Annotated in this window: 13 protein-coding genes; 6 read left to right on the forward strand and 7 right to left on the reverse strand. The window is 67.2% G+C overall.

Annotated elements, in window-relative coordinates; all coding sequences use genetic code 11:
* The first annotated feature begins 27 nt into the window (after positions 1-27).
* Together QZ853_RS05335 and QZ853_RS05340 are read left to right on the forward strand one after the other, a co-directional pair.
* Positions 28-2,010, forward strand: coding sequence for an acetyl/propionyl/methylcrotonyl-CoA carboxylase subunit alpha (locus QZ853_RS05335; protein WP_295571245.1), 1,983 nt, complete (start codon positions 28-30; stop codon positions 2,008-2,010).
* A 334-nt stretch (positions 2,011-2,344) separates the two neighbouring features.
* Positions 2,345-2,686, forward strand: a complete 342-nt coding sequence (locus QZ853_RS05340; RefSeq protein WP_295571246.1) for an NHLP-related RiPP peptide — start codon at positions 2,345-2,347, stop codon at positions 2,684-2,686.
* Between the two features lie 48 nt (positions 2,687-2,734).
* Here QZ853_RS05340 and QZ853_RS05345 read toward each other — a convergent pair whose 3' ends face one another.
* Positions 2,735-3,913: a putative peptide maturation dehydrogenase gene (locus QZ853_RS05345; protein ID WP_295571247.1), complete on the reverse strand. Its 1,179-nt coding sequence runs from the start codon at positions 3,911-3,913 to the stop codon at positions 2,735-2,737.
* A gap of 164 nt (positions 3,914-4,077) precedes the next feature.
* Here QZ853_RS05345 and QZ853_RS05350 point away from each other — a divergent pair, with 164 nt between their 5' ends.
* The gene (locus tag QZ853_RS05350; RefSeq protein ID WP_295571248.1) at positions 4,078-4,362 is read left to right on the forward strand and encodes an NHLP-related RiPP peptide; all 285 of its coding nucleotides are present in this window, start codon (positions 4,078-4,080) and stop codon (positions 4,360-4,362) included.
* 14 nt (positions 4,363-4,376) lie between these two features.
* Here QZ853_RS05350 and QZ853_RS05355 read toward each other — a convergent pair whose 3' ends face one another.
* From QZ853_RS05355 to aceB, 4 genes are all read right to left on the reverse strand, one after another.
* Entirely contained in the window at positions 4,377-6,881 is a 2,505-nt protein-coding gene (locus QZ853_RS05355; RefSeq protein ID WP_295571249.1) for a putative peptide modification system cyclase, read from the reverse strand.
* 17 nt (positions 6,882-6,898) lie between these two features.
* Positions 6,899-7,939 carry a GGDEF domain-containing protein gene (locus tag QZ853_RS05360; protein ID WP_295571250.1) on the reverse strand — a complete coding sequence of 347 codons (1,041 nt, stop codon included), beginning with the start codon at positions 7,937-7,939 and terminating at the stop codon, positions 6,899-6,901.
* Between the two features lie 367 nt (positions 7,940-8,306).
* Complete coding sequence (gene aceA, locus QZ853_RS05365; protein WP_295571251.1) at positions 8,307-9,608, reverse strand: isocitrate lyase; 1,302 nt, start codon at positions 9,606-9,608, stop codon at positions 8,307-8,309.
* Positions 9,609-9,674: 66 nt separating this feature from the next.
* On the reverse strand, positions 9,675-11,297 hold the full coding sequence (aceB, locus tag QZ853_RS05370; RefSeq protein ID WP_295571252.1) for a malate synthase A: 1,623 nt from the start codon (positions 11,295-11,297) through the stop codon (positions 9,675-9,677).
* Positions 11,298-11,407: 110 nt separating this feature from the next.
* Here aceB and QZ853_RS05375 point away from each other — a divergent pair, with 110 nt between their 5' ends.
* Both QZ853_RS05375 and QZ853_RS05380 read left to right on the forward strand, forming a co-directional pair.
* Complete coding sequence (locus QZ853_RS05375; RefSeq protein ID WP_295571253.1) at positions 11,408-12,376, forward strand: LysR family transcriptional regulator; 969 nt, start codon at positions 11,408-11,410, stop codon at positions 12,374-12,376.
* A 334-nt stretch (positions 12,377-12,710) separates the two neighbouring features.
* Complete coding sequence (locus tag QZ853_RS05380; protein ID WP_295571254.1) at positions 12,711-13,616, forward strand: LysR family transcriptional regulator; 906 nt, start codon at positions 12,711-12,713, stop codon at positions 13,614-13,616.
* A 56-nt stretch (positions 13,617-13,672) separates the two neighbouring features.
* On the opposite strand, the gene QZ853_RS05385 is transcribed toward QZ853_RS05380, so the two are convergent.
* Both QZ853_RS05385 and lepB read right to left on the reverse strand, forming a co-directional pair.
* Entirely contained in the window at positions 13,673-14,929 is a 1,257-nt protein-coding gene (locus QZ853_RS05385) for an MFS transporter (RefSeq protein ID WP_295571255.1), read from the reverse strand.
* A gap of 124 nt (positions 14,930-15,053) precedes the next feature.
* A complete protein-coding gene (lepB, locus tag QZ853_RS05390; protein ID WP_295571256.1) occupies positions 15,054-15,680 on the reverse strand; it encodes a signal peptidase I in 627 nt (208 codons plus the stop codon).
* Positions 15,681-15,927: 247 nt separating this feature from the next.
* Here lepB and QZ853_RS05395 point away from each other — a divergent pair, with 247 nt between their 5' ends.
* On the forward strand, positions 15,928-16,329 hold the full coding sequence (locus QZ853_RS05395) for a hypothetical protein (RefSeq protein ID WP_295571257.1): 402 nt from the start codon (positions 15,928-15,930) through the stop codon (positions 16,327-16,329).

Below are 16,329 nucleotides of genomic sequence, written 5' to 3' on the forward strand. Positions count from 1 at the left end.
GAGCACGCTCCCATGAAGCCCGTTGCCATGTTCACCAAAGTCCTGATCGCCAACCGCGGCGAGATCGCCTGCCGCGTCATCGCCACCTGCCGCCGCCTGGGCATCGCCACTGTGGCGGTGTATTCCGATGCCGACCGCAACGCGCGCCACGTGCGCCTGGCCGATGAAGCCATCCACATCGGCCCGGCCGCCGCGCGTGACAGCTACCTGCGCGGCGATGCGCTGCTCGACGCCGCACGCGCGACCGGCGCGCAGGCGATCCACCCCGGCTACGGCTTCCTGTCCGAGAACGCCGGCTTCGCCGACGTCTGCACCGCGGCGGGCATCACCTTCATCGGCCCACCGGCCAGCGCGATCCGCGCGATGGGCGACAAGAGCGCGGCCAAGGCATTGATGGCCAAGGCCGGCGTGCCACTCACCCCCGGCTACCACGGCGAACAGCAGGCACCCGACTTCCTGCGCGCGCAGGCCGACGCTATCGGTTACCCGGTGCTGATCAAGGCCAGCGCCGGTGGCGGTGGCAAGGGCATGCGCAAGGTCGAGCGCAGCGAGGACTTCGTCGATGCACTGGCCAGCTGCCAGCGTGAGGCGGCCTCGGCGTTCGGCAACGACCACGTGCTGGTCGAGAAATACGTCGAGCGGCCGCGCCACATCGAGATCCAGGTGTTCGGCGACAGCCACGGTGAGGCGGTGTACCTGTTCGAGCGCGACTGCTCGGTGCAGCGTCGCCATCAGAAGGTACTGGAAGAAGCCCCGGCGCCGGGCATGAGTGCCGAGCGCCGCGCGGCGATGGGCCAGGCGGCGGTCGATGCCGCGCGCGCGGTGGGCTATGTGGGCGCGGGCACGGTGGAGTTCATTGCCGGCCCGGACGGCGATTTCTACTTCATGGAAATGAACACCCGCCTGCAGGTCGAGCACCCGGTGACCGAGTACATCACCGGCACCGACCTGGTGGAGTGGCAGCTGCGCGTGGCCTCGGGCCAGCCGCTGCCGCTGCGCCAGGAGCAGCTGGCCATCCACGGCCACGCGATCGAAGCGCGCCTGTACGCCGAGGATGCCGACCGTGGCTTCCTGCCGTCCACCGGCACCCTGCGCCGCCTGCGCCTGCCGACGCCGTCGGCCAACGTCCGCGTGGATACCGGTGTGGAGGAAGGCGACAGCATCACTCCGTACTACGACCCGATGATCGCCAAGCTGATCGTCTGGGACGTGGACCGCGACGCTGCACTGCGCCGCATGAGCCAGGCCCTGGCCGACTGCCAGGTGGTGGGCGTGACCACCAATGCCGGCTTCCTGCGCCGGCTGGTGAACACCGATTCGTTCGCCCACGCCAGGCTGGATACTGCGCTGATCGAACGCGAGCAGGACGCGTTGAGCCGCATCGGCGATACCGACGATGCGCTGTGGATGCTGGCCGCAGTGGCCGCCGTCGCCAGCACCTCCGGTGCCAGCATTGATGCGCGCGACCCGCATTCGCCGTGGCAGGTACAGGATGGCTGGCGCCTGGGCGCGGCCGCACCCCGCGTGCTGCCGCTGCAGCAGGGCGAGCGCCGGCATGCCCTGAAGGTATGGGCACAGGCCGACGGCTGGCGCGTGCAGCGCGATGACGCCGCGCCGGTGCGGGCGATCGGCAACGCCGATGCGCACGGGCTGAACGTGCAGCTGGACGGACGCCGCTGGACACTGCAGCTCCTGCGCGACGGTGATCAGCTGTACCTGTTCGGCGCCGATGGCCAGCACCGCTTCACCCTGCACGACCCGGTGGGTGAATCGGATCACGCCGCGGCCGACGCCGGCAGCCTGCTGGCACCGATGCCGGGAAAGATCGTGGCCACGCTGGTCGCGGCCGGCACCGAGGTCAAGCGCGGCACGCCGCTGGTGGTGCTGGAAGCGATGAAGATGGAGCACACCCTGCAGGCGCCCGCCGACGGCACGGTGAAGGGCTACCGCGCCAAGGCTGGCGACCAGGTCGGTGACGGTGCGGTGCTGGTGGACTTCGAAGCGGCGTGATGTGGCACGGGCCGCGCGGTTCAGACCGCGCGGTCTTCGAGCTTCAGATCCCTCAGCCGGGCCCGATGGCGTTGCGACTCTCCGCGCCTGCCGCCGGTGTTGCCTGACGCTGCGCTGCCGCGCGCTCGCGCCCGTCACCCGTGCTTTAATCGGCGGACATTGAACGACAAGGAATGTTTCCGATGTCCACAACGTCCCCGATGAGTGCCGTCAATGCCGGTCGACTGCTCGACCTGCTTTCTTGTGACGACGCCCTCCGCGCGGAGTTCACGGCCGATGCCGGCGCTGCGATGGCACGGCAAACGCCCCTCGATCCACTCCAGAGGTAAATCCGATGTTGCCGTCCACTCGTGCCCCGTTCTCCAGCCAACACACCACCACCGAGTCACCCCGCTTTGAGCCGCAAACCGCCATTGCCCTGCTCGACCGCCTGTGCAGCGATGACGTGTTCCGTGCACAGTTCAGCAGGAATCCGATGCAGGCCTGCCGGCAGATCGGCCTGGCATTCGACTCGATGGCGCAGGTGCCGCCCTGCCTGAGCACCGGCAAGCTGGCCAGCAAGGAAGAGCTGAGCCAGGCCCGCGATGCCCTGGCGAACTACCTCTCCAGTCACCGCGCATCGATGACCGTGGTCTTCACCTTCGAAGCCGGTCACGTCCACCGCATCATCCAGTAACACACCCGACAGGGGGCGCTGGATGCTCCAGCGCCCTGCCGGGCCCGTTCAATCGCTGGCCTCGCGCTTCCAGACATGCCCCGCCGGATCCAGTTCTGCGGTCGTCATGTTCTGCGAACGCCAGCCGAATCCGCACACCGCCATCGCGCCATCGACCATCGGGTCGAACCCCAGCAGCGACTCGATCTCCGTCTCATTGATCGCCGCAGTGACGAAGCCACCCAGGCCATTGGCCGTGGCCGCTGTATAAAGTGCCTGCGACACATGGCCGACATCCAGGCTCACGGCACGATAGGCCTTGGCGTGGTTGCGGTACTTCCAGAAGTTGCGACCGAAACGGCAGACCAGCACCACCATGGCATGGGCCGAAGCGAACCAGTGCTGGCCCGACAACAGGCGCAGGCAAAAATCGTCCAGCCGGGCAGGCTGTGCCTGCTGCCACGCCAGCTCGTGAGCCACCGCGTGGTAGTGGTACACCCCCGGCTGCAGGCCATCGACATTGCGTGCAATCACGTAGGCTTCCAGCGGATGCAGACTCCCCGCGGACGGCACGTTCTTCTTCAGGAAGCGCACGCCGGGTTCGGTTTCCACCTGTGCCTGCGCCATCAGTACGTGCTGCATCATGCCGGCCAGCATCTCCAGCGGAAGCGGCTTGTCCTCGGCGTAGTTGCGACAGGTGGTACGTGCAGCCAGCAGCTGCGCCACGGCATCGGGTGCCGCGACCGGCAATGCGATCGCGCCGGGCTGTCGCTCCGGCGCTTCGGCGGGTGGCTTGCCGAGCTGCTGCACCAGGTCCTGCGCGGTCACCATCCGGTGCTTCTCCATGTCACCAGCACTGTCTACGCCCGCCCAGCGGGAGTGTCGATGATGGATGGCTGACAACGCCCACCAGTGGCCGTCTCGAACACGCTGGTCGGCCTGCCGCGCTGCCTCGGGCGCGCCCTCCTCCGCGATCAGCAGCCCCGCCTCCAGCAGCGATGCCACCCGGGCGCGGTGCTGCAGGTCATCCGGGAAGACCTGCCAGCGCTCGGCACTGGTCTGCAGCAACAACGCGCAAGCGTCCACATCGAGCGTCACAGGCTGATCGAGATGGGCAGCACGCACCTGCAACTGCTGCACGAACTCCACACCGGTTCCACCCGTCAGCAGGCTGTCCAGGGAGAACGAGGGTTGTTCATCGGGAACAACAGCCAGCGCGTGGCATCGGCGGTACCGCGAAAAGGTCATCGGAGTTCCTGTGGCGAATGGGGATCAGGCCGTGTGCAGCCGGTGGAGCTGGGGAAGTATGACCCGGTACTGTGTTCAAGACCCATCGATCCGCGCCGCTATGAGTACGGCCACAGGCACGCGCCACTCGTTCGACCCTCCCTGTCTCCTTGGATCCCACGCTCATGACGAACCAGAAGTCTCCGTTGTCCCTTGCCGATGCCACCACGCTGTTGGACCGTTTGACCTCGGACGAGGCTTTCCGCGCGACGTTCAAGCAGCATCCGGCCACCGCCCTTCGGCAGATCAGTGCCGAGGCCGCTGCAGCCGCAGAAGGATGCATGCTGTCGGCCGACCTGGCCTCCAGCGAAGATCTGGCCGCGGCACGCGACAATCTGGTGCAGCAGCTGACCGAGCGCTCGGTGTTCAGCCATCCGCATTGCTTCATCGACGGTTCGCAGGCTCCCTGACCTTGGTTGATCGCTCAGGATGCGTCCGGTGAGGCGGCGCATCCCGGGCGTGATGGCCCACGCTGGCTGTCACCCACATTCAGTGCCTGCAACGCGGACGATCCTGCAAACTCGGTATAAGCGCGCCCGCGGTGCCGATGCATCCAGTCCAACTGCGACTGATGCTCCTGTGTCGCGCCCTGTGCAGCATAGGCTGCTGCCAGCACGCTGTGGACCTGGAACAGCTCACTACCGTCAACCATTGCCTGCAGCATCGTGATTGCCTGCGCGCTGTCGCCGGACAGGTGCAACGCATTGGCCTTGACCACCGCCGCCAGTTGGCGCGCACGTGGATCGACCGTATCGTCCGCCAATGCATCAAGCTCGGCCAGCTGCCGGGTGATCGAGGACTGCAGGCCCAATCGCTGTGCCGCATACAGGTTGGCCGCAGCAAAATACAGGTACTGTCCACGCTCACCGTTGTCGGGTTGCGCCGCATTCCGCAGCATCGCGCTGGCCTGCGTTGCGATGTCACGTGGCGCTACGCAGCGGGCCGACGCGGCGTGAACAGCCAAATTGACCGTGCCCAGCAGATCACAGACGAAGGGACCGTCATTGCACCGGCCTGCGGCCCCGATCGAGGCTGCCAACGCCCGCTCGAACCGCCCCTCATCGATGGCCAGTGAAGTCCCTTCCAGCCATCGTCCCGGCCCGTTCTCCGGCAACCGCGCCAGCACTGCATTGGCTTCTGCATTTCGCCCGGACACGGCCAGCGCCGCAACCAGCTGCCGGTTCGGGCGACCTTCGGCGAGCTGCATGGCACGGCGCAGCGTTGCCACCGCCTCATCAACCTTTCCCCGTGCCAGCTGGATGCGCCCGAGCAGCTCCAGCGTCACGCTGCGCAGCGGGTTCTGCTCGACATTTGCATGGGCAACGGCCTGCTCCGCCTTTTCATAGTGGCCCAGCACGAACTCGGCCAGGCCGTAGTTGACGCTGGCCCCGTGATGATCTGGATACAGATCGGCCAATACCTTCCAGGCCTCGCCAGCGGCGGATTCTGAACCGGACTCCAGCTCCACCTGCCATGCATCCAGATACAGGCCCTCACGCGTGCTCAGCCGGTGGCGCAGCGTCCTGACCTTGGTCAGCAAGCCGCGCGCGTCCTCCAGCCGGCCCTGGCTGAACATCGAGCGCATCTGCCCGATATAGGCCATGGCGAAGTCGGGATCGATGCGCGTTGCGATCTGGAAAAATTTCAACGATGACTCGGTCTGTCCACGGCCGTAGGCAAGCTGTCCGCGCGCATAGGCATGCAGCGCATCGAGGTTGGCGGTTGCCACCTGTGGCAACGGTGCCGATGTTTTGCCGATCTGCGCCATCGCTTCGCCCAGCCGCGCTCGCAACTGCACCACGACCTGGTCACTGGAGGTCAGCGCGGAAGGCAGGCCCTTGCCATCGGAATAGACCGAGTAGACGGTCTCGCCCGTGGCAGGATTGACAACATCGACGGCAATCCGCAACTGGCCGTGCACCTCACGGATCGAGGGATCGAGTACTGCGCGGGCGCCATCGCGCATCGCGATCTGGACAGCGGCCCCACGATCGATCTCGGTGTTGGGTGGCATCAACATGCGCGCCATGGTGTCGCGCGCCTTCATGTCGCTGATCACATTTACGTAGCGCGACTGCTCAAGCCCGATGCGCAACGCCTGGTTCAAGGCGTCGTCCAGGACCGGGTTGTCGGTCAGGTTGCGCGCATCGGCCATCACCACCCAGTCGCGTTCGGCGAAGGCAATCGCCGGCTGCGGCCGCGCCAGCAGCCAAAGACCCAGCCCGACAGAGACAATCAGGGCCGCCTGCGCGGCCATCGCCAGCGGGCGCCGCCAGACCGGGACGTCGGGGCGCGCCTTGTCGCTGGCACGCGGCCGCGAAAGCATGCCCGTGCCTGCCACCGCCACGCCCAGCACTTCCATCGATTGCGCCACACCGCGAAAGCGCCAGCGACCGAATGACCTCCACTGCAGGCGACCGCCCAGTTCCCCCAGCTCCGTTGCTGCGCGGCGTACCACCGATTCGGCAGCCGCCGACATCAGCAGTTGTCCAGGGGGTGCCAACTGCATCAGGCGCGCGGCCATCGGCTTGGCCAGGCCCTCCACCTCCACTGCCTTGGCTCCAAGCGCGATCGATTCGGTGCTGTTGTTCCACAGGATGACTTCGCCCACATGCAGCCCTGCCCGCGCCTGCAGGCGGATGTCGCGGTCCTGCCCCAGCGGTTGCAGGCCACGCTGGTAATCCAGCGCGAAGCCGAGCGCATCGATCGGGCGCTCGAACAGCATGAACAAGCCATCGGAGCGGTCGATCAGCTGGCCGTGCCAGCGCTGCTGCAGCGCCAGCACCAGGCGGTCGTGCTCCTGGAACAGTTCGGCGGCGGCGACATCGCCGATGCGTTCGACCAGCAGCAACGAGTCACACAGATCGGTGAACAGCAGGGCGCGCAGTTGCTGGTTGTGCGGCGTCGACGTTCCGTTGTCGCCATTCATCGCCTCTGTCCTCCCGATCAAGGTGATTGCGCTGCGTCCACCCAACGCAGGCAGTTGCCGCCGTCGTGCTTGGCCTGGTAGAGCGCGCGGTCGGCGCTGGCGTACCACTCGGTCCAGCCCGATTCCGGCGCCAGCAGGCTGGCACCGATGCTGACCAGGCTCACGTGCGGCGTACCGTGGCTGCGTTCCAGCAGACCGTGCACCGCGCTGAGAATGAACTCGGCCGCGTGCTGCACGATCTCATGATTTCCACGGCGAAGGATCAGGCAGAACTCGTCGCCACCGAGCCGGCAGGCCAGATCGTGCTCGCCAGCCATCGAACGCAGGATGTTGCCCATGCTCTGCAGGACGCGATCACCGGCCTGGTGGCCGTGGCGGTCATTGATCTGCTTGAAGCGGTCGCAGTCGATCAGCAGCAGCGCCTGCGGCGGGCCATTGCCGTCGATGCGGCACTCCTGCAGGTACAGGGTGAGGCCACGGCGGTTGTGCAGGCCGGTCAGTTCATCGGTGCGCACCAGCTCACGGGTGTGGGTCAGCTGGTGGGTGGTGATGTACAGATTGTCCAGCGCGGTTTCCAGATCGTGGTTGCGCCGTCGCAGCTGGCTGATCAGGGCCTGCTCGTTGGTCAGCACGCGCATGATCGTGCGGCGCAGGAAGTAGGCGACCAGCCCCGGGTCGGATTCGACCAGGCGGTGGAAGTCGGAGGGGCCCAGTTCCAGCACTTCACAGTCGACCAGGGCGCGGGCACTGGCGCTGCGCGGGTGGTCGCCGACCAGCAGCCCCAGCTCACCGAAGAACTCGTGTTGACCGAGGGTCTTGATCACCAGGTCCTCGCCGAAGTCCAGTTCGATCTGGCCCTCGAGGATCACATACATGCGCTCGCCACGGCGTCCACGCTGGAACAGCCACTGTCCGGCATGAAGCTTGCACGCACGAGCAAATCTGGCGAACAATGCGACCTCGGCATCGGACAGCAGCGCATGCACGATCTCGGCCATCGCCACCCGGGCGATACCTGACGTCACATCACTGTTCTCGGCCGCACCCCTGCCGGTCATTCCCTGCACCCGCCGCCAGCGTCCCCTGGTGAGCCGCGGAGCATAGCACCGCTTTAAAATGTGCGCCCTATCTCATTTTGAGCTTTCCGGCCCGCGTTCCCGCCGTGAAGCAGTGCAGTGGCCGTTCTGCTCGCCAAGGGCGTGCAAAAAGTCGTTCCGGATCAATTCGATGGCCGCCTTCACAGGATTTCGGCCAAAGTGCCCGGCGATCGGGTGCGCCTGATTGACGCGGCCCGCATTCACACCACTTCCATCGATATAACAACGCCGGCAGGTCCCCCGACCTGCCGGCGTTGCCTGGCCCTTCCGTGGCCACCCTGATTGCTCGCAGACCCGGTTGAGCCGGCCTGCGGCCGGCACTACCCGCTCAGGCGGCGCGTTCGCTGCGCCCGCCGTGGAACTGCTCTTCTTCGGTCGAGCCGGTCAATGCGGTGGTCGACGACTGACCCTGCTGGATCGCCTGGGTGACCGCATCGAAGTAGCCGGTGCCGACTTCGCGCTGGTGCTTGACCGCAGTGAAGCCGCGCTCGGCCGCTTCGAATTCAGCTTCCTGCAGTTCCACGAACGCACTCATCTGGCGGCGCGCATAACCGTGGGCCAGGTTGAACATGCCGTAGTTCAGCGCGTGGAAACCGGCCAGGGTGATGAACTGGAACTTGTAGCCATAGCGGCCCAGTTCGCGCTGGAACTTGGCGATGGTGGCGTCGTCCAGGTTCTTCTTCCAGTTGAAGCTGGGCGAGCAGTTGTAGGCCAGCAGCTTGCCGGGGAACTTCGCATGGATCGCTTCGGCGAACCTGCGGGCGAATTCCAGGTCCGGCTTGCCGGTCTCGCACCACACCAGGTCGGCGTAGGGCGCGTAGGCCAGGCCGCGGCTGATCGCCTGTTCCAGGCCGTTGCGGGTCTTGTAGAAGCCTTCAACGGTGCGCTCGCCGGTGGCGAACGGCTTGTCGTTGCCGTCGATGTCGCTGGTCAGCAGGTCGGCCGCCTCGGCATCGGTACGCGCCACCAGCAGGGTCGGCACGCCCAGCACGTCGGCGGCCAGGCGCGCGGCGTTGAGCTTCTCGATCGCCTCGCGGGTCGGCACCAGTACCTTGCCGCCCATGTGGCCGCACTTCTTCACCGAGGCCAGCTGGTCCTCGAAGTGCACGCCGGCGGCACCGGCCTCGATCATTGCCTTCATCAGCTCGAAGGCGTTGAGCACGCCGCCGAAACCGGCTTCGGCGTCGGCCACGATCGGCTGCAGGAAGTCGATGTCATCCTTGCCTTCGGCGTGGTGCAGCTGGTCGGCGCGCAGCAGGGTGTTGTTGATGCGCTTGACCACCGCCGGCACCGAATCGGCCGGGTACAGCGACTGGTCCGGGTACATCTGCCCAGCCAGGTTGGCATCGGCGGCCACCTGCCAGCCGGACAGGTAGATCGCCTTCAACCCGGCCTTGACCTGCTGCATGGCCTGGTTGCCGGTCAGCGCACCCAGCGCATTGACGAACTCGCGCTCGTGCAGCGACGCCCAGAGCTTCTCCGCACCCAGGCGGGCCAGCGAATGCTCGATGTGGACGGTGCCGCGCAGGCGCACCACGTCGGCGGCGCTGTAGTTGCGCTGGATGCCTTCCCAACGCGGGTTGGTATCCCAGTCGTGCTGGATCTGTTCGGCAGTGGGCAGCTTGCTCATGTCTTTCTCCAGTTCGGTTCGTGCGTGCAGCGGGGAAGGAAGCGACGGCGTAACGCGAGCGCGCGGTCAGTCGATGCGTGCGTAGGCCGGCAGGGTCAGGAAGTCGGTCAGTTCGTTGCTGCGGCTCAGTTCGGCCAGCAGGGCGACCGCCTCGCCGATGCGGGCGCCACCGGGCAACGCGGCGGTATCGCCCAGTCGTGCAGGCAGCTGCGCCAGCGTGGCGTCGAGCAGGGCCAGGTCGATCGCGGTGCCATCGTCCAGCTGCTGGCCCTGCGTGTGCAGCCACTGCCACAGCTGGCTGCGGCTGATCTCGGCGGTGGCCGCGTCCTCCATCAGGTGATGGATCGGCACGCAGCCGTTGCCATCCAGCCACGCGGCCAGATAGCGCACGCAGACTTCCACGTTACTGTCGAAGCCGGCGCGGGTGATGGTGCCCGGCGGCCGTGCGATGAGTTCATCGCGGCCGACGCGCACGTCCTGGCGCAGCACGTTGTGCTGGTTCGCGGTGGGCATGTGCTCGTCGAAGATCGCCATCGCCACCGGAATCAGCGCCGGGTGCGCGACCCAGGTGCCGTCATGGCCCGCGGTCACTTCGCGCAGCTTGTCGGCGCGCACGCGGGCCATCGCCTGCTCGTTGGCGGCCGCATCGTTGTTGATCGGGATCTGCGCAGCCATGCCGCCCATCGCATGCGCACCGCGGCGATGGCAGGTCTGGATCAGCAGCTCCGAATAGGCCTTCAGGAACGGCTGGGTCATGGTCACCTGGCCACGCTCGGGCAGCACGCGGTCGGCATGGCGGCGGAAGGTCTTCAGGTACGAGAAGATGTAATCCCAGCGCCCGCAGTTCAGGCCGACGATGCGGTCACGCAGCGCGTGCAGGATCTCGTCCATCTCGAACACCGCCGGCAGCGTTTCGATCAGCACGGTCACCTTGATCTGGCCGTGCGGCAGGCCGAGCATGCCTTCGATGTGCGACAGCGCGGTTTCCCACAGCGCAGCCTCTTCCATGCTCTGCAGCTTGGGCAGGTAGAAGTACGGGCCACGGTCCCTGGCCTGCAGCGTGCGCGCGTTGTGGAAGGCGAAAACGGCCGCGTCGAACAGGCCGCCGGCGATGAACTGGCCATCGATGCGCACGTGCTTCTCGTCCAGATGCCAGCCGCGCGGGCGCACGATCAGCACGGCCTGTTCGTCGTACGGGCGCAGCGTGTAGTGCTTGCCATTGGCGGCGGTGAATTCCAGATCACCACGCACCGCCGCCGCCAGCGACTGCTGCCCGGCCAGCAGGTTGCGCCAGGTCGGCGAGGTCGAATCCTCGAAGTCGGCCATGAACACCTTGGCGCCGGAGTTCAGCGCGTTGATGACCATCTTCGGGTCTGTCGGGCCGGTGATCTCGACGCGGCGGTCCTGCAGCGCGGCCGGCAGCGGCGCAACGCGCCAGTCGCCGCTACGGATCGCGGTGGTGTCTTCACGGAAGTCCGGCAGGCCGCCCTGGTCGAAGAACGCCTGGCGTTCACAGCGGGCCTGCAGCCGTGCCTGCCGGCCCGGTTCCACCGCACGGTGCAGCGACACCAGCAGGGCCAGCAGCGGCGCCGGCAGCACGGCGTCCTGGCCGGCCACGCGGGTCGCCAGGGCGATTCCGGGGGTAGCCTTGCTGGCAGGGGCGGGAACAGCGGAAGCGACGGCGGACATGGGGCGACTCCAGCGGTGGGGGAACGCCTCCACGGTGCCGCCCGGGCCGAGTATTTGGCAAAACAGTTTTTGCAATGCTTTACATAAATTGTGCTAATACTTGTGACGCCATGACCACGCGCCCCTCGCCAAGTCCTCGTTTTTCCTACAAATCCGACCGGTTGAAACCACTGCGCGCGTTCTGCCAAACCGTGCGCCTGGGCTCGGTCTCACGGGCTGCTGAGGCACTGTTCGTCAGCCAGCCGGCCATCAGCCTGCAGCTGCAGGCGCTGGAACGTGAGCTGGGGGTACCCTTGTTCGAGCGCAGCGGGCGGCGCCTGGTGCCCAGCCGCGAGGGCCAGCTGCTGTATGAAATGGCGCAGCCACTGGTGGAGAACCTTGACGGGCTGGAGGCGCGCTTCCGCGACAAGGTGCGCGGCCTGGACGCGGGCGAACTGAACATCGCCGCCAACAGTTCCACCATCCTGTACCTGCTGCCGAAGATCGTCGAACGCTTCCGGATGCATCACCCGGACGTGCGCCTGACCCTGCACAACGCAATCAGTGCCGACGGCACCGATCTGCTGCGCGAGGATGCCGCCGACCTGGCGATCGGGTCGATGACCGACGTGCCGGCCGACCTGACCTATGCGCCGGCCTACCGCTTCGAGCAGGTGCTGATCGCGCCACACGATCATCCGCTGGCCAGTGGTGGCGAGCTGGAGCTCGCCGACATCGCCCGCTACCCGCTGGTGCTGCCGCCGAAGCGGCAGATCACTTACCGGCTGGTTGACCAGGTATTCCAGCGCCACCGCATCGCCTACACCGTGGCACTGGAAGTGGGCGGCTGGGAGGTGATCAAGCAGTACGTGGCGATGGGCATGGGCATTTCCATCGTGCCGGCGCTGTGCCTGAACGAGGCCGACCGCGAGCGGTTGGCGGCGCGGTCGATGAGGCGCTGGTTCCCCGAGCGCAGTTACGGGGTGATCGTGCGCCGGGGCAAGGCGCTGTCGGCGCAGGCGCGCGCGTTCATCGAGCTGATCCAGCCGGAGTTGTTCAGTCCGCGCGATTACGACCAGAGCGGGCATTCCGAGCGGTGAGGGGTGTTCGGCAGGGCTGCGCCCTGCACCTCCAGGGGCCAGAGCAACAGCCGAAGCAACAGCAACAGCGAGCTATCCGTGTGATGGCGGGATGGGTCCGGTGGCGGGGGACGCCGTAAACCCCTCCTTGGGGGCTTGGCCGCGGCATCCATGCCGCGGACACCCCCGCCACCGGACCCACCCCGCCTTCGACAGATCTCCGTGGTCTGTCGGAACGCCATGGACTGCTGTTGGTGGGTGTCGACCTTGGCCGACACGGTAGATCCATGCCATGCGTGGATGACGTACGAATGATCTGGCTCCATTTGTGGCTGGCGATGCATAGACTGGGCGCATGTCCATCGAACTGCGCCACCTGCGTTACTTCCTTGCCGTTGCCGATACGCTGCACTTCGGCCAGGCGGCCGAGCGGTTGGGCATGTCGCAGCCGCCGCTCAGCCAGCAGATCCGCCAGCTGGAAGAACTGATCGGCGCGCGCCTGTTCGTGCGCAGCCATCGCCGCGTGCAGCTGACGCCTGCGGGGGAGCTGCTGCAGGAACGGGCACGCGCCATCGTGCAGCAGGTGGAAGCGGCGGTGGACGAGGTGCAGCGCGCGCAGCGCGGTGAGCAGGGTGAGCTGCACATTGGCCTCACCCGCGCCACGCCGCTGTCGCCGCAGATTCCGCGGTCTATCCTGCAGTACCGGCAGCAGTACCCGCAGGTGCGCCTGCAGCTGAGCGAGATGAACACCCTGCAGCAGATCGATGCGCTGCTCGACGGTTCACTGGACGTCGGCATCATCCGCAAGCGCGCATTGCCGCAGGAACTGGTGGCACACAGCCTGTTCGTCGATCCGCTGGCGTTGATCGTGCATGCCGGCCACCCTGCCCTTCGCCGGCTGACGAAGCAGGGCACGCTGGCGCTGCGTGATTTCGCCCAGGAGCCGTTCGTGGCATTTCGTCGCAGTGCCGGTGCCGGCATCCACGACCACATGATCGCCCTGTGCGCCGCAGCCGGCTTCACCCCGCGCATCGTGCAGGAGGCGGGCGAAGCCTCGACGCTGATCAGCCTGGCCGCCGCCGGCCTGGGCGCGGCGATCCTGCCATCGTCGTGCGATCACATCCGCGTGGAAGGCGCGCGCTTTGTGGCACTGGCCGATGCTGGCGCGCATTCGGAGGTGCAGCTGGCGTGGCATCGCGAACGGCTAACGCCGTTGATCCGCAACTTCGCCGCGCTGCTGCGCGGGGCTTTTGCGGTCTGATCGAAGAACAGTCGACTGACAGTCGACTCTACCAAGGCAAGCGCAACTCCACAGGATCACGCCGTAACCGGCTGCGGCGCACGCTGCTGCAGCGCCCAAACGATGCCACCACCGATCAGGGTCAGCACGGCGGCGAACGCACAGACGCCAAGCCAGTCCCAGGCGGCATAGGCGAGGCCACCCACGCCGCCCAGCACGCTGGAGCCGAGGTAGTAGGCAAACAGATACAGCGCCGAGGCTTCCGCGCGCATCGCGCCGGCGCGGCTTCCGACCCAGCTGCTGGCGACCGAGTGGCCACCGAAGAAGCCAAACGTCACCAGCGCGATACCCAGCGCCATCGTGCTCAGCCACGGCATCGCCAGCAGCGCGATGCCGGCGCCGATCAGCGCGAACGAGATCGACAGAATGCGGCCACGTCCGTAGCGCGTGGCCTGCTGGCCCATCCACGCCGAACTGAAGGTACCGACCAGATAGACGCTGAAGATCAGGCCGACCACGGTCTGGCTGAGGTGGTACGGCGGCGCCAGCAGGTGGTAGCCCAGGTAGTTGTAGAGGGTGACGAACACGCCCATCAGTACGAACGAGGTGGCGAACAGCCACGGCAGGCCGGGGTCGGCGAACAGCGCGCGCCAGCGCGACGGCAACTGGCGCAGGCCATCGCGGCGCGCCTGGAAATGCCGCGACGGCGGCAGCTGCAACCATAGCAGCACGGTACTGGCGATGGCGATGATCGAGACCACGCCGATGCCCCAGCGCCAGCCCCAGTGGTCAGCGATGATGCCGGCCAGCAGGCGTCCGCTCATGCCACCGATGGCATTGCCGCCGATGTACAGGCCCATCGCCAGGCCCAGCGCGCGGCTGTCCATTTCTTCGACCAGGTAAGTCATCGCCACCGCCGGTACGCCGCTCAGGGCCAGGCCGAGCAGGGTGCGCAGCACCAGCAGCGTGGTCCAGTCATCCACCAGCGCGGTGCACAGCGACAGGGTGGCCGAGGCCAGCAGCGCGGCGATCATCAGCGGGCGGCGGCCGAGCGCATCGGACACCAGGCCGGCCAACAGCATCGCCACGGCCAGGGTGCCGGTGGTCAGCGACAGCGACATCGCACTGCCGGCGGCGGACACGCCGAAGTGGCGGCTGAACTCGGGCAGCAGCGGCTGCACCGTGTACAACAGGCCGAAGGTGGAGAAGCCGGCCAGGAACAGCGCGAGCGCGGTACGACGGAACGCCGGCGTGCCCTGCTGGATACGGGTCTCTGCGGCGGGGTCAACAGTGCGGGGGCGGCGTTCGACGGCCGCCGCGGTTTCGCCAGTCATGGGATCGGTGGGCCGGTGGGGCGGCCGGGCGTGGGAGGGAACGGGGGCCCAGACTAGGCCCGTTCATCCAGTCGATCCATAACCGGATAAGTCAGGATTGATATGCCTGACATATCGATTCAGCTTACAGGCGCTGCCACTCGAAGCCGTCGCCCCGGCGGTAATACACCGCCACCGCGCGGCCGTAGACCTTGTCGGCATCGACGAAGCCAAAGAAGCGGCCGTCGAAGCTGTTGCCACGGTGGTCGCCCAGCACCAGCAGCTTGCCGGCCGGCACCACCAGATCGGCGATGTCCGGGCCGCCGCCCATGTCCAGGTCGAGGTGGGCACGGCGCGTGCCGAAGGCTTCCACATCCTGCAGGTCGGCGCTCTGCAGTGGCTGGCCATTGATGCTCAGGTGGCCCTCGCGCATCTGCACATGGTCGCCGGCCACCGCCGCCACGCGCTTGATCAGGCGGGTGCCATCGGCCGGCGAATCGAACACCGCCACCTCGCCGCGCTGCGGGGTGCCGGTGGCCATCAGTTCCTTGGCGGTGAACGGCAGGCGCAGGCCGTAGGCGCGCATGTCCACCACCACGCGGTCGCCGGGCTGCAGGGTCGGCTGCATCGAGCCGCTGGGCACCACGTAGTGGTTGGCCAGGGTGTCGCGGGCGGCGGCGAGCAGGCCGAGCATGACCAGCAGCGGCAGCGCTTCCTTCTTCAGCCAGGTGAGCGCGCGTTCGGAAAAGGGAGGGCGGGAGACGGCGTCCATGACGGGTTCTGGTGGGTGGTCGCTGCATCAGACCACACATGGAGGGAGAGGTTCCCGATGGCGCCGCGCCATGCCCAGTAACCGATGGAAACGGGGGCGCAGCGCGTTCGCCGGGCGTGGCCCGGCGCTACCGATGCAGGGTTACGCAGGTTTTACGCGCGGGGCCGGATCCGGGCATCGCACCTTTACGGGGGCCGCGCGCATCGTGTGCCCACCGCGCCGCAGGGCGCATTCCGCAAGGTGTTGTATGACCCTCCTGGTGATCCGCCACGCGCCCTCATCGGCGCCGCGCCCGCAGCTGCCGGCGCAGCTGGCCGGCCATCGCGTGCTGTGCAGCGACTGCGCCAGCCTGTCCGAAGTGCGCCAGTGCCTGTGCCAGCCGCAGGCACGTTCGGCCGACTGGGTGCTGCTGGATGTCGGCGTGGCCGACGAGGCGCAATGGCAGGCCGAGAGGGGTGCGCTGCAGGCGGCGCTGGAACGGCTGCCGGCGCAGTACATCGAGCTGCAGGCGCCCAGCGAGCCCGGCCTGGATGCACGCCTGCGGCTGCAGCATGGACCCGCCGCGGTGATCATCGACCAGCGCAGCCAGCAGGCCGGCTATCCGTTGTCGCTGGCCATCGTCGGCCGCCGCCTGGCACAGGAGGGCTGA

This window comes from uncultured Stenotrophomonas sp. (genome assembly GCF_913778665.1).
Classification (GTDB): Bacteria; Pseudomonadota; Gammaproteobacteria; order Xanthomonadales; family Xanthomonadaceae; genus Stenotrophomonas.

Excerpts from the sequence above, each read along its gene's own strand:
- QZ853_RS05335 (WP_295571245.1), top strand. The coding sequence starts at position 28 with ATGTTCACCAAAGTCCTGATCGCCAACCGCGGCGAGATCGCCTGCCGC.
- QZ853_RS05340 (WP_295571246.1), top strand. The coding sequence starts at position 2,345 with ATGTTGCCGTCCACTCGTGCCCCGTTCTCCAGCCAACACACCACCACC.
- QZ853_RS05345 (WP_295571247.1), bottom strand. The coding sequence starts at position 3,913 with ATGACCTTTTCGCGGTACCGCCGATGCCACGCGCTGGCTGTTGTTCCC.
- QZ853_RS05350 (WP_295571248.1), top strand. The coding sequence starts at position 4,078 with ATGACGAACCAGAAGTCTCCGTTGTCCCTTGCCGATGCCACCACGCTG.
- QZ853_RS05355 (WP_295571249.1), bottom strand. The coding sequence starts at position 6,881 with ATGAATGGCGACAACGGAACGTCGACGCCGCACAACCAGCAACTGCGC.
- QZ853_RS05360 (WP_295571250.1), bottom strand. The coding sequence starts at position 7,939 with ATGACCGGCAGGGGTGCGGCCGAGAACAGTGATGTGACGTCAGGTATC.
- aceA (WP_295571251.1), bottom strand. The coding sequence starts at position 9,608 with ATGAGCAAGCTGCCCACTGCCGAACAGATCCAGCACGACTGGGATACC.
- aceB (WP_295571252.1), bottom strand. The coding sequence starts at position 11,297 with ATGTCCGCCGTCGCTTCCGCTGTTCCCGCCCCTGCCAGCAAGGCTACC.
- QZ853_RS05375 (WP_295571253.1), top strand. The coding sequence starts at position 11,408 with ATGACCACGCGCCCCTCGCCAAGTCCTCGTTTTTCCTACAAATCCGAC.
- QZ853_RS05380 (WP_295571254.1), top strand. The coding sequence starts at position 12,711 with ATGTCCATCGAACTGCGCCACCTGCGTTACTTCCTTGCCGTTGCCGAT.
- QZ853_RS05385 (WP_295571255.1), bottom strand. The coding sequence starts at position 14,929 with ATGACTGGCGAAACCGCGGCGGCCGTCGAACGCCGCCCCCGCACTGTT.
- lepB (WP_295571256.1), bottom strand. The coding sequence starts at position 15,680 with ATGGACGCCGTCTCCCGCCCTCCCTTTTCCGAACGCGCGCTCACCTGG.
- QZ853_RS05395 (WP_295571257.1), top strand. The coding sequence starts at position 15,928 with ATGACCCTCCTGGTGATCCGCCACGCGCCCTCATCGGCGCCGCGCCCG.